This is a genomic window from Leucobacter chromiiresistens (genome assembly GCF_001477055.1).
Lineage (GTDB): Bacteria > Actinomycetota > Actinomycetes > Actinomycetales > Microbacteriaceae > Leucobacter > Leucobacter chromiiresistens_A.
In genome coordinates this window covers 1-12,588 of the sequence record NZ_LDRK01000052.1, presented here as the reverse complement: position 1 = coordinate 12,588, position 12,588 = coordinate 1, and the positions used below count along the sequence as shown (strand labels likewise).

Below are 12,588 nucleotides of genomic sequence, written 5' to 3'. Positions count from 1 at the left end.
TCGTTCTGATCGGCGCCCTGCTGCTCCCGCTGACGCTGCGCACCGCGTCGGCCGCCGCGCAGCTGTCGCGCGCCCGGGTGCGCGCCTGGGGCGCAGACCTGCCCGCGGCGCACTACGCGCCCCCGTCGCCGGGCCTGCGCGGGCAGCTGCTGGTGCTCGCCGAACCGCGCCGCTGGGCCGACCTCGCGTTCGAGACGCTGATCGCGTTCCCCCTCCGCACCGTGAACGCCGTGCTGGCGATCGCCTGGACGGCGGTCGCGCTCGGAGGCACCACCTACCCGGCGTGGGGCGTCTTCCTGCCTCCGCCGGAGCAATCGCTGCCCGGGCTCGTGCTCGACGCCTGGACGGGAGCCGAACCCGGCACATTCGCCCGCTCCTTCCCGGTCGAGGCCGTGTGCAACTTCGCGGCGGGCGTCGTGTTCCTGCTGCTGCTGCCGGCAGTGCTGCGCGGCCTCGCACGGCTCGACGTGCTCGTGACCACCGCCGCGCTCGGCCAGGAGGCGCCGAGCGGGGTCGCTCCCGCTCCCGCCGGGGCGCGCGGAGTCCCCGGAGGCGAGCCCGCGGCCGGGCTCGCGGGAGCCTCCGCGGGCGGGTCGGCGCGAGCCTCCTCGAGCGGGCTCGCAGCAGGCCGCACCGTCTCGTGGTCGGCCGAGAACTGGGCGTGGATCGCGGCCGGGTTCGCCGCGGTCGTCGCTCTCGCCGTGGGCTGGCCCGTGCTCGCGGTGCTCTACGGCGTCCACGTCGTGATCGCGATGCTCATCGCCGCAGCCCAGGCGCTCGCCCTGGTGCTCGTGGTGCGCTGGGCCGCGGTGGGCATCGCGGTGCAGACGGCGGCGGCGGTCGCGACCGTGCTCGTGAGCGCGTCGACGCATGCCGCCTGGCCGTGGCCGTGGCCGGTCATGGCGCTGCTCGTGCAGGCCGTGCTCGTGCTGATCGTCGCGCTGCGCCGCCACTGGCTCTGGGCCGCCGCGGCGTGGGCAGGGCCGCACGCGGCCGTGGCGCTCGCCGCGTTCGCCGTCGGCGTCGACGGCGCCGCGGGGGCCAGCCTGATCGTGTCGGCATCGGTCTCGGCCGCGGTGCTCGTCGGCGGAGTGCTCGGGCGCCAGTGGCTCGCGAATCGAGGGGCGCTGCGCGAGGAGCGGCGCACGAGCGCGGGGCTGAGCGCGCAGCGGCGCGAGCTCGAGGAGCGCAACCGCATCGCCCGCGAGTTGCACGACGTCGTGGCGCACAGCATGTCGGTGATCAGCGTGCAGGCGACCACGGCGAAGTACCGCTTCCCCGAGCTCGGCGACGATGCGGAGCGCGAGTTCGCGTCGATCGCGGGGTCGTCGCGGCAGGCTCTCGCCGAGATGCGCGGCCTGCTCACGCTGCTGAGATCCGCCGATGAGGATGGCGGCGCCCCGCTCGCCCCGCAGCCGACGATCGCCGAGATCCCGGCGCTCGTCGCAGCGACCCGCCGCTCCGGCCTGCGCATCGCGCTCGTCGTCGAGGGGGTGCCCGACGCAACGGCGCTGGCCCCGGCGGTCGGCCTGACCGCGTACCGCGTGGTGCAGGAGTCGCTCAGCAACGCGATGCGCCACGCGCCGGGCGCCGAGGTCTCCGTGTCGGTGCGTGCCGCGGCCGGTGCGCTCGAGATCGATGTGGAGAACGGCGCGGCGACGACGAGCGGTCAGCACGCCGCGCCCGGCTCGGGGCTCGGCCTCGCCGGGGTGCGGGAGCGCGTCGAGGCGCTCGGCGGTTCGGTCGCGTTCGGCCCGACCGCGGAGGGCTTCGCCGTGCGGGCGCGCCTGCCGCTCGGGTGAGCGGGCCGCGTCGGGGTCCGCTTCGGTGAGAGATTCGGCCGGGGTGCGACGCTTCGGCGGATGTTCGGCTCACCGAAGCCGGATCCCTCACCGAAGCCGAATCCCTCACCGACACCGAGAGCACAGGGGCCGGGCGCGACGGCGCACCGCCTACGGCACCCGGCGGATCCACTCCTCGGTCAGGAACTTCTTCTCGACGAGCCGCTCGGCAGCATCCCACTCGCCCTCGGTGACCTCGCCGTCGGTGCCCCCGTGCCGCCGCTTGAAGACCTCGATCATGCGCTCGATGATCTCCTCCCGCGGCAGGCCGGTCTGGCTGCGCAGCGGGTCGACGCGCTTCTCCGCGCTCGCGGTGCCCTTGTCGGAGAGCTTCTCCCGGCCGATGCGCAGCACCTGCGTCATGGCGCCCGCATCCATGTCGTACGCCATGGTGACGTGGTGCAGCACGGCGCCCGATCCGAGGCGCTTCTGGGCGGCTCCGCCGATCTTGCCCTGCGGGCTCGTGATATCGTTCAGCGGCTTGTACACGGCGTCGATGCCGAGCGACTTCAGCGCCTCGAGCACCCACTCGTCGAGGTACGCGTACGAGTCGGCGAAGCTCATGCCCCGCACGAGCTCGCCCGGTACGTACAGCGCGTAGGTGATGCACGCCTCCGGCTCCATGTACATCGCCCCGCCGCCCGAGATGCGCCGCACGATCTGCGCGTGCCGCGCCTTCGCCTGCTCCTCGTCGACCTCGTTCTTCACCGACTGGAAGCTGCCGATGAAGACGGCGGGGGCGTTCCACTCCCAGATGCGCAGCGTCGGCCCGCGCAGGCCCTCGCCGACGGCTGCGGTGAGCACCTCGTCGAGGGCGGCGTTCAGCACGGGGGCGATGGGCGGCTCGTGCACGATCTGCCAGTCGTAATCGCGCCAGTGAGCGGCGCCCGTCACGGCGCGGCGGATCGCGACGCCGACCGAGTCGGGCGTGAATCCGAGCAGATGCACCTCGCTGGGGAGCGCCTGCCGGATGGCCGTCGCGAACTCCTCGATCGTGCCGTTCGGGTGGTGCCCCTCGATGGCCTCGTTGATGCAGGCGAGCGCGTCGTCGGGCTCCAGGAAGAAGTCGCCCGACAGGCGGAAGTCGGTGATGCGGTCGTCGACGACCTCGAAGTCGACGACGACCAGCTTGCCGCCAGGAACCTTGTACTCGCCGTGCATGCTCATATCTTCAGCGTACGCCCGAGCGCGGCGTTTCCACACCGTTTCCGCACCTGCGAACGCTCGATTCAGTCGCTGGCGACGCGCTCCTGGATCCAGGTGGCGACATCCGCGAAGACCTCGTCGCGGTTGGTCTCCTGCAGGATCTCGTGGCGTGCGCCGGGGTAGAGCTTCACGGTCACGTCGCGCACGCCCTTCGCGCGGTACGCCTCGGCGAGCAGGCGGACGCCGTCGCCGCGGCTCAGCGGGTCGTCGGATCCGGAGACGATGAGGATCGGCACCTCGGGCGCGAGGCCCGCGCCCGGCTTGCCGAACAGCCGCAGACCGTCGGCGACGCCGAAGAGGCGCAGGATGTCGGCTTCGAAGCACAGCGGATCGTTCGCGAAGGCCTCGGAGACCGCGGGGTCGCGGCTCAACCACTCGAACCCGTTCGCCTCGGGCGCATCCCACCGGGCGTTGAGGTTGCCGCTCTCCATGTGGCGGAAGGTGCGGAACGCGGACCCCGAGAGCACCACCGCGTCCCAGGTGCGCGGGTGCTCGTTCATGATGCGCTGCGTCATGAGCGACCCCCACGAGTGGGCGAAGACGACGAGCGGCAGCCCCGGGTGGCGCTCGCGCGCGATACCGGCGAGCTGCCGCACTCCCGCCTCGGCGGCGAGCAGCCCGCCGGTGCCGAGCCTGCCGAGGCGGGAGAGGTCGCCGTCGTGCTGCCTGCGACCGGTCTCGCCGTGCCCGCGATGGTCGTCGGCGACGACGGTGAAGCCGATCGCGGCGAGGTGCCGGGCGAACGCGTCGTACCGGAGGGCGTGCTCGCCGATGCCGTGGGAGATCTGCACGACGCCCACCGCGTCGGCGGCGCGCCATTCGTAGCAGCGGATCTCGACGCCGTGTGCGTCGACGAAGTCGAACTCGACGCGCTCTTCCGTGATGCTCATCTGCCCATTCTGCTGTCTCGGTGCGGCGGGCACCAGGGAGGCCGCTGAACGCGGGCGGGGGTCACGATCCGTCGCCGACGCCCCAGCCGTAGGCGAGCTTGTGCGCCTTCAGCACGAAGAACGACTCGGTCGAGGCGACCCCGGGCACCTGCTGCAGGGTGCTGAACATCAGGTCGGTGTAGTGCTCGATGTCGCGGCACACCACCTCGACCATGACGTCGAATCCGCCGCTCGTCAGCACGACGTAGCTGGTCTCGGGCAGCTCTGCGAGCGCCTCGCACACCGACGGGGCGGTGCCGGGCTCGCACTTGATGCCGATCAGGGCGAGCCGGTCGAACCCGATGTTCAGCGGGTTCGCGATCCCGACGATCTGGAAGAGCCCGCTCTCCTGCAGCCGCTGCACGCGGTACCGCACCGACGACGCGGAGACCCCGAGATCCTGCGCCAGGCTGCTGAACGGCGTGCGGCCATCGACCTGCAGGGCGGCGATGAGCTTGCGATCCAGCTCGTCGAGATCGAGGTGGGATGCCGCGTGGTCGCGCTCCGTCATGAGGCCTCCTCGGCTGATCGATGGCGGATTCAGTCTAGGGGCGCCCTCACGGCGCAGCGGGCGCGGGCTCGCCGTCGACCACGGTGAGCACGGCCGAGGCGCCGAGCAGCAGCTCCGGGTTCTCCACGAGGGGATTCGCCGCCCACACGACGAAGCTCGCCCGGAACCCCGGCGCAATGCTGCCGAGCTCGTCGTCGCGGCCGGTCGCGTACGCCGTGCCGACGGTGAAGGCCTCGAGCGCCTGCGGCGGGGTGAACACGCGCTCCGGCTGGTAGGGCGCGCGATCGCGCTCGAGCACCGACTGCGCGGTCAGTGCGATGAAGAGGTTGTCGGCCGCCTCGTGGGGCGCCGTCGGCGCGTCGGTGCCGAGCGCGAGCCGCACCCCCGCCTCGCGGAACTTGTGCCACGGGAAGCCGGTCACGGCGCGCTCGTCGCCGAGCACCGCCTGCCAGTTGTCGAGCACGGCGGGATCGCAGTGCACGGGCTGCATCGAGGCCGTGACGCCGAGCTCGGCCATGCGGGCGATGGTGTCGTCGGCGACGTACTCGAGGTGCTCGACGCGCGCCCGCCGCTCGGGGCGGGGGCCGTTGACCCGCTCGGCTTCGGCGACCATGTCGAGCGCGATGGTGCTCGCCTCGTCGCCGATCGCGTGCAGCGCGAACTGCAGCCCCGCGGCGTCGGCCGCGACTGCGACGGGCAGCGCGAACTCGCGCTCCCAGATCGGGCCGGGGAGCGCGCCGTTCGCGTACGGGGCGCGCATCGCGGCGGTGCACGCGTCGATGACGCCGTCGAGGATGAACTTGACGCCCGAGATGCGCAGCCACTGGTCGCCGTACTTCGCGGCCACCTCGTCGCGGATGCGCGCCACCTCGGCGATCTCGGCGAGGTCGGTGTCGAGGTCGCCCGAAGCCGTGAGCAGCCAGTGCGCGTTCACGGGGAACGGCAGACGGCCGTCGCGGTCGAGCAGGCGGCTGTACGTCGACAGCTCGGCGTACCCGAACGACATCTCGGTCGCGCCGGTGACCCCGGTCTCGAGGTAGGCGGAGAACGCGTTCGCGAGGAAGCGGTCGCGATCCTCGTCCGTCGCCACCGACTCCAGGTAGCTCCAGGCGTGCTTCACCGCCGCGGTCTCGAGGAGGAACCCGGTGGCGTCGCCGTTCGCGTCGCGCACGATCTCGCCGCCCACGGGGTCGGGGGTGTCGCGGGTGATGCCCATCGCCTCCAGCGCCGCGGTGTTCACCCAGACGGAGTGCAGATCGTTCGCGTCGAGCACGACGGGCACGTCGGAGACGACGGCGTCGAGCATCGCGGCGGTCGGCCGCTCGCCGGGGCCGAAGATGTCGAAGCGCCAGCTCACGCCCGTGATCCGCTGCGCATCGGGGTTCGCCTCGCGCGCCGCGGCGAGCCGGCGCTGCACCTCGGCCACCGAGTCGGCGTCGCGCAGCTGCACCTTGCCGAGCGCCTCGCCGAGCATGAGCATGTGGGCGTGGCCCTCGGTGATGCCGGGCGTGACGAACGCTCCCGCGAGGTCGATCTCACGAGCCTCCGCGCCGGCCGCCGCCCGCACCGCGTCGAGGTCGCCGACGGCGATGAAGCGGTCGCCCGCGACGGCGAAGCTCTCCTGCGGGGCGGTCTCCGCGGGTCCGGTGAAGACGACGGCGTTGCGGTAGACGGTGGTGGGGGCCGACATGGAGGGCTCGCTTTCGGTGCTGAGGCGGTGGGTGACGGGGTGGGTGCTGGTGCTGGTGCTGGTGCGGGTGCTTCGGTGCTCGCGCGGTGCGCCGTTCAGGCGTTCGCGGTGGCGGCGTCGCGGGCCGCGGCCCGGGCGAGCGCGCGCTCGGCCCCGGTGGAGACGCGGGCGACGAACACCATCGGAACGATCACCGCGAAGCTGACGATACCGGTGATGAGCGTGAACGGGGCGATGCCGAGCCCGTCGATCAGCACACCGCCGATGAGCGGCGCGAAGCTGGAGCCGACGAGGTAGGCGCCGAGCAGGGGCCCCGACCAGCGCCCGCGCGCGTCGAGCCCCGCCGCCGTCGCGATGAAGAGCGCGAATGCGAAGGCGTAGATGGAGCTCACGGCGATGATGAGCACGGCGAAGGTCAGCGGATCGGCGGTGAGCCCGGTCCACACCTTGAGCGCACCGCCGATCACGAGCGCGATGGTCAGCGGCCAGGCGCGCCCGAACCGGTTGCCGAGCACCGCGGCGATCAGCATGCCGAGGATTCCGCCCGCTGCGGAGAGGCTGAGCGTGAATCCGAGCGACTGCTCGTCGATGCCGAGCACGTCGCCGAGCACGGGGGCCATCGTCCAGATCGCGTCCTCGCTGGTGCCCCAGATCGGGAAGAGGATGAGGATCGCGATGCCGGCGAGCGTGATGCGGCGGGGCTCGGCGATCTGCAGGCTCTGGGTGACGTCGACGGGGGCGGCGTGCTCGGGCGCGTCGGGCAGCCAGGCGGCGAGCGCGAGCCCGACGAGGGAGATCAGCGCGAGCGTGCCGAAGACGCTGCCCTGCGTGATGCCGATGAGGGGGATGACCGCGAGGATGACGGTGATGAGGGCACGGTTGACGAGGCCGCTGGTCGCCGAGATGCGGTTGGGGTTGCGCAGGGCGGCGATGGCGGCGCCGGAGGTGGAGATCGCCGCGCCGACGCCGGCACCTCCGACGATGAGGCCGGTCACGACGATGGCGGTCGCGGGTACAAGGGCCGCGGCGCCGAACGCGACGACGGCGATGCCGAGGCCGACGATGGCGAGCGGGCGTCGCAGGCGGCCGGAGGCGATGCGTCCGGTGCCGAGGCCGACGACGGCCGAGGCGAGCAGGGCCCAGGTGAGGATGTTGCCGGAGGCGACGGCGTCGAACCCGAGGGCTCCGAGCGCGGTGATGATGAACGGCGCGAGGTTCGCCATCATGAGGCTGGCGAGCGCGATGAGGAAGGTCGCGCTGCCGTTGCGGAGGGTCAGTGGGAGCCGAGGATCGGCGTCGATCTGCGTGCGTGACACGGGAACTCGTTTCTCCGGCTGCGTCGCCGGGTGGTGCAGCGTAACCGAATTCGTTTCGGTTTAGCCGCATACATGTTCCCCCGGTGTGGGAGGATCTGTCAAACGGATGTGACGATCGATCCGCTGATCGGATCCGTCGATCGGATCCGTCGATCGGATCCGCTGATCGGATCCGCCGATCGAGTACGCGAGAGGGGCAGAGGTGGCGCGACCGAAGACCGCACGGCTGAGCCGCGAGATCATCGGGCGGGCGGCGATCGAGCTGGCCGAGTCCGGGCGAGAGCTGCAGCTCGTGCCGCTCGCACGGGAGCTCGGGGTGAGCGTGTCGTCGCTCTATCATCACGTCGACGGGCGCGACGGCGTGATCCGGGCGATGCGCGAAGTGCTCGTGCCGCAGTACCTCGCCGATGTGCCGCAGGGGTCGGGGTGGGAGGAGCGGATCCGCCTCGAGGTGGAGCGCACGTGGCGCATGTACGCCGGCCATCCGCGCGTGCTGCAGTACATGGTCACCGCGGTCATCGACGAGCCCGATGTGATGCGCTTCTACAACGCGCTGGCCGATGCCCTGGCCGAGGCCGGCCTCCCGGCGGGCGAGCTGCTGACGACGATCGAGGTGATCGACGCGTTCACGTTCGGGGCGGCGCTCGACACGCTCTCACCCGACACGATCCTCGACCCGGCGAGCGCCGGCGACGTGCTCGGCGGGCTGCTCGCCGACCACCCGGTGGGCGCCGAGCGCAATCGGCGCCTCTTCGACCGCGGCCTCGATCTGCTGCTCGCCGGTATCGCGGCGCGCGTGGCGACGGCGACGACCCCGCCGACGTAACCCCGCCGCCGCGCCGCCTCGGCCCCGCCGATGCAGCGGGGTCACTTGAGGAGTGTGTTGCGCCCGGAGAATCCACCGACACGCTCCCGAAGTGACCTCGCTCGCACGGCGCGGTCGGGCGCGCCGCTCGTCCCGTGCGCTCGGGCGGAGGTCGGCGGATCGTGCGCCGATTTGTGCCTGATCAGTCACAGTGTGTACCATGAGTCACGGGGGCAGTGTCGACGAAAGGTCCCCGTGCATCCCGCGCAATCGAAGCAGCCCGGCCTGCTGGCGAGCCTGGAACGCGCCGCGCAGCGCGACCGCGCTTCGGCCGCCAGGTACCCCATTCCTCCCGTGCTGTACGTTCCGGTGCGCGAGAGCGCCGCGGGCAGGATCGCCGAAGTGCGGCCGACCCGCGAGGGGCGCCGGGCGCTGCTCGCGTACAGTGCGCTCGACCGACTGCTCGTGCACTGCGGAGACGCCCAGCCGTGGGTGCTCGTGCGCCTCGCCGATCTGGAAGTGATCATGGCCGAGCAGCCGTTCGATCTGGTCGCCTTCGACCCGGAGATTCCCGTGGGCTTCAGCGAGAACGGTCGGCTGGTATGACGCAGATCTCCGTCGAGCAAGACGCCGTCGAAGCCCTCCTCGCGAAGTACCGCTCGTTCATCGACGACGTGGATGCCGCCCTGGCCGCCTTTCCGGGAGTGGTCGACGGAGGACTCGCATCGGAGAAGATCGGGATCATCGCGGAGGCTGTCGTGCGCCTCGGCAAGCTCGCGATGGTCGCCGAGGAGGCGCTCTGCCAGGTGACGTCGGAGGTCGTCGAGGCGCTCCTCGACGAGGATCAGGACGCCGCCGACGTCTTCGCCGGGCTCGAGGGGTACGGGCTGCTGTGAGCGACCGCATCGATCTGCGCATTCCGGGCGACGCCTCGGCGATGTACGAGATGGGGGAGTGGTTCGACCGGCGGCTCGGAACGGCCATCGATGAGATGGTGAGCCGTCTGACGCGCACGCAGAGCGACGTGCAGTACAGCTGGGAGGGCGAGTCGATGGAGGCGTTCCAGACCGCGACGTCGGTGCACGCCATCGAGCTCGATGCGATCCCGGGATACCTGGCACGGGTGCGCCAGACGCTCGAAGCCTTCGCTGATCGCCTCACACGCGGGCGCGGGCACTTCGCCGGCTACGCTGAGGAGGCTGCGGCCGCGGGAATGGCGGTGGACGGCACCGAGTACATCTCACCCCCCGAGCCGCCGCTCGATGTCGCTTCGACGGGATCGCTCACCCCCGCGGCCGAGCGCGAAGCGGCGAGCGCGCGACGCGCCTACGAGAGTGCCGCACTGCTCTTCGAGGAGATACGCGGCTTGGTCGACGACTGGAATGCCGACACGCTCGAGTGGATCGACACGCACTTCGACCCGCTCGTCGAGCAACTCGAAACGTTCGAGAAGATTCGCGGGCTCACCGACTACTTCGCGCTCAACGGCTTCACCCTCGCCGAAGTGCTGCTCGCCGCCGCGGACCAGAGCGCGAAAACCATTCTCGGCAGTTTCCGCGACCAGCAGACGCGGCTGCAGGGCGAACACGACGAGCACCGACGCAATGCGCGATCGGGTGACCCGGCGCGTCGGTCCCTCGCTGAGGAGTACGAGGCGACGAGGGAGCAGACCAACCGTACGGCGACCGAACGCGCTGCGCGTCACGCGAGCTGGCTCGACCCGGCGGCGAAGGCGTTGCGCGCCGCCGGGCCGATCTCGGATCTCCTGAAGTCGGGTGTCGCACTTGCGGACGGCGAGCCGCCTTCCACCGTCGGGGCGGGGCTCGCCGGAGCTCTGGCTGGAGCAGGAGCCGGGGGAAAGGTCGGCGCCTGGGTGGGCGCACAAACGGCGTTGTTCATGCCCGCCGCCGCGGCACCGGGAAGTGTCCTCGGCGGGACTGCAGGGGCGCTCTTCGGGGGCGCCGCCGGGAGCGGTCTGGCGCAGGGCGCTTGGGAGGCGGCGCTGCCGCTCAAGGTGCGAGACGCCCTCGACGAGGGGCTGCGGGGCAGATTCACGGGGCAGTATCGGCTGGTGCGGCAGGTGTTGCGAGACGACGCACCGGGAGGCGTGCCATGAGCGTCGAGCGGTGTCGGCTGCCGATCGCCCCCGCGCTCCCTCCTCGAAAGCGCCGTGTCTCCGCCGACTCCTTGCGCGTCCTGCTGATGATGCTGGTGGGGGAATTCGCATTCCTCCTGGGCGCGGGGGTGCTTGCGGGCCCGCCGCGGCCGGAGGCCCTGTGGTTCGGCTCCTTGATGTGGTGGGCGGTCAGCGCGTGCATCATCGGCCTCATACTGACGTACTTCGGATGGAACGGAGCGATCTACCCGCAAGGAGTGGTGAGCTACGTGCGAGATGCCCAGAACCTCGTCATCCGCACCCCGCGCGTGAGGAAGACGATCATCGGCTCGTTGTTCGTGGTCTCGAACGTCGTCTTCGGTGCCTGCTCGGTCGTGGCGCTGTGCTGGGCCATCTCCGTCGGTGCGGAGCTCCGCCGCTCCTGGTGGTCGGGGATGGTGACGACTTCGCTGTTCCTTCCAGTGAGCCTCTACATCGCTCGGCACGTGTGCCGGTTCGCCTTTCGATCCCCGGGCATCACGCTCGCACCGACCGGCATCAGCGGGCGCACCGAAGGCGGTCATTTGGAGGAGACGGACTGGGGCGCCGTCAGCGCGGTGTCGGCGGTCCGCACGGCGGCGACGAGGAGGCTTCCGGCCTACACCTCGGTGAGGATCGAGACCGCCCGAGCCGCGTTCACCGCCAGCTCGATGGCGTTCGACTCCGACCCGCACGGTGTGACGAGCGTGATCGAGTTCTTCCGTCAGCACCCCGAGCACCGAAACGCGCTGCAGGATCCACGCGCGGCGCTGGAACTGGTGCGGAACGCGATGCTGTCCGGGTGGCGCGGAGCGGAGGCTGCCGCATGACCGTCGACCGATTCCGCCTGTCGGTCGGCGAGCGCCTGCCAGCGTCTCCGCTCCGCGCCTTCCTGCGATCGGTCTACGCACTGGGCCTGGGGGCGGTGATCGCGCTGACGCTGTGGTATCGCGTGGAGGTGCTCGACGATTTCGTGCCGTGGCCAGGCGATGTCTGGGAGCACGTGGTCAACCTGTCGATCGTCTACTTCTGCGTGCTCGCACTCGTCGCAGTGCTGCGGCCCCGATGGCGTACGGACCCCGACCACGGAGTGGTGGGTTACGAGCGGCGTTCGGGAGGCCTGACGATCCGCACTCCCGTCGCCTCGACGACGTGGTTGCTGGCGGCAGCAGCGCTCGGTCTCATCGGCCTGGGCGCGTGCGCGCTGGGCATGCTGATCTGGTCTCGGCCTCCTGCGGTATGGCTCTGGGGTTGGGAATCGACGTGTGTCGCGCTCTGCGTCGCGTGCCTCCCCGCCGGGATCGACCTCGCGATCAGGACGATCGCGTACGCGATCACGACCAGGGGGGTCACGCTGACGCCGACGCGCATCAGCGCGCAGGCCGAGGGAAGCCGTCTCACGGAGGTGCCGTGGGAGGAGCTCAGATCGGTCACCGCGCCCGTCGTCGCTGCGACGAAGCTCTCCTCTGCGGGCGCCTTTCTCATGCTCGCGACGGACTGGGAGGTGTTCACCGCCTCGAGCGCGGCCTTCGACTCCGACGTGCGCAGCGTGCAGCAGATCATCGAGTTCTACCGCCGGCACCCCGAGCACCGAGGGGCGCTGGATGATCCCCGCACGGCACTCGAGCTGGTTCAGCGCGCGCCGACGACCCCTTCGTCGGGTGGCGACGCGAGCTCGCGGTAGGCCCCGCGGAAGAAGAGCAGCGGTGGGCGCCGCCGGTCGGTCGAGATCCCGGCGACTGCGACGAGGAGGATGAGGTGGTCGCCCGCCTCGACCTCCTGCACGATCTCGCCGGCGACCCAGCCGGTCACGTCGTCGAGCGTCGGCGCGCCGTTGACCTCGGACGGGCGCCACGTCACGCCGGCCCACTTGTCGGTTCCGGAGCGCGCAAACTGGCCGCTGAGCGCCTGCTGCGGTGCGCTCAGGAAGTTCACGACGACCCGACCGTGCGCGCGCAGGGCGGCGAGGCTCTTCGAGGTGCGGGAGATCGAGAACGAGATGAGCGGCGGGTCGACGGAGATGCTCGTGAACGACTGGCAGGTGAATCCGACCGGCCCATCGGGTCCGTGCGTCGTGATGATGGTGATGCCCGAGGCGAACCCGCCCATCGCGTCGCGGAATTGGCGCTGATCGAACGCCGCCGGCTGCGCGGCGG

The 12,588-nt window shown here is 71.4% G+C and carries 13 protein-coding genes; 7 read left to right on the top strand and 6 right to left on the bottom strand.

All coding sequences use genetic code 11. From position 1 onward, the window contains the following. On the top strand, nt 1-1,802 hold a 1,802-nt coding region (locus NS354_RS13155; protein WP_082677986.1), incomplete at its 5' end, for a histidine kinase. 150 nt (nt 1,803-1,952) lie between these two features. Here the strand turns inward: NS354_RS13155 and NS354_RS08650 are convergent. The 5 genes from NS354_RS08650 to NS354_RS08630 all read right to left on the bottom strand — a co-directional run bounded on the left by NS354_RS08650 (nt 1,953) and on the right by NS354_RS08630 (nt 7,493). Further along, nucleotides 1,953-3,002 carry a lipoate--protein ligase family protein gene (locus NS354_RS08650; protein WP_058594131.1) on the bottom strand — a complete coding sequence of 350 codons (1,050 nt, stop codon included), beginning with the start codon at nt 3,000-3,002 and terminating at the stop codon, nt 1,953-1,955. 68 nt (nt 3,003-3,070) lie between these two features. Then, complete coding sequence (locus NS354_RS08645; protein WP_058594130.1) at nt 3,071-3,937, bottom strand: alpha/beta fold hydrolase; 867 nt, start codon at nt 3,935-3,937, stop codon at nt 3,071-3,073. A gap of 61 nt (nt 3,938-3,998) precedes the next feature. Continuing rightward, nucleotides 3,999-4,487 carry an Lrp/AsnC family transcriptional regulator gene (locus tag NS354_RS08640; protein WP_058594129.1) on the bottom strand — a complete coding sequence of 163 codons (489 nt, stop codon included), beginning with the start codon at nt 4,485-4,487 and terminating at the stop codon, nt 3,999-4,001. A 46-nt stretch (nt 4,488-4,533) separates the two neighbouring features. Further along, nucleotides 4,534-6,177: an amidohydrolase gene (locus NS354_RS08635; protein ID WP_058594128.1), complete on the bottom strand. Its 1,644-nt coding sequence runs from the start codon at nt 6,175-6,177 to the stop codon at nt 4,534-4,536. 95 nt (nt 6,178-6,272) lie between these two features. Further along, nucleotides 6,273-7,493 (bottom strand): MFS transporter, encoded by a 1,221-nt coding sequence (locus tag NS354_RS08630; RefSeq protein ID WP_058594127.1) that lies wholly within the window; start codon nt 7,491-7,493, stop codon nt 6,273-6,275. Nucleotides 7,494-7,695: 202 nt separating this feature from the next. Here NS354_RS08630 and NS354_RS08625 point away from each other — a divergent pair, with 202 nt between their 5' ends. The 6 genes from NS354_RS08625 (at nt 7,696) to NS354_RS08600 (ending at nt 12,116) form a co-directional block, all read left to right on the top strand. Next, entirely contained in the window at nt 7,696-8,319 is a 624-nt protein-coding gene (locus NS354_RS08625) for a TetR/AcrR family transcriptional regulator (protein ID WP_058594126.1), read from the top strand. Between the two features lie 234 nt (nt 8,320-8,553). Beyond that, nucleotides 8,554-8,904 (top strand): SAV_915 family protein, encoded by a 351-nt coding sequence (locus NS354_RS08620; RefSeq protein ID WP_058594125.1) that lies wholly within the window; start codon nt 8,554-8,556, stop codon nt 8,902-8,904. Then, nucleotides 8,901-9,194, top strand: a complete 294-nt coding sequence (locus tag NS354_RS08615; RefSeq protein ID WP_058594124.1) for a hypothetical protein — start codon at nt 8,901-8,903, stop codon at nt 9,192-9,194. The genes NS354_RS08620 and NS354_RS08615 overlap by 4 nt, the downstream gene beginning before the upstream one ends. After that, nucleotides 9,191-10,414, top strand: a complete 1,224-nt coding sequence (locus tag NS354_RS08610) for a hypothetical protein (protein ID WP_058594123.1) — start codon at nt 9,191-9,193, stop codon at nt 10,412-10,414. The genes NS354_RS08615 and NS354_RS08610 overlap by 4 nt, the downstream gene beginning before the upstream one ends. Before the next feature lie 95 nt (nt 10,415-10,509). Then, nucleotides 10,510-11,262 carry a hypothetical protein gene (locus NS354_RS08605; protein ID WP_153002160.1) on the top strand — a complete coding sequence of 251 codons (753 nt, stop codon included), beginning with the start codon at nt 10,510-10,512 and terminating at the stop codon, nt 11,260-11,262. After that, the gene (locus tag NS354_RS08600; protein ID WP_058594121.1) at nt 11,259-12,116 is read left to right on the top strand and encodes a hypothetical protein; all 858 of its coding nucleotides are present in this window, start codon (nt 11,259-11,261) and stop codon (nt 12,114-12,116) included. Before NS354_RS08605 ends, NS354_RS08600 begins: the two co-directional genes overlap by 4 nt. On the opposite strand, the gene NS354_RS08595 is transcribed toward NS354_RS08600, so the two are convergent. After that, nucleotides 12,065-12,588, bottom strand: a 524-nt coding sequence (locus tag NS354_RS08595; protein WP_058594120.1) for a flavin reductase family protein, incomplete at its 5' end; no start/stop codon positions are given. The genes NS354_RS08600 and NS354_RS08595 overlap by 52 nt on opposite strands.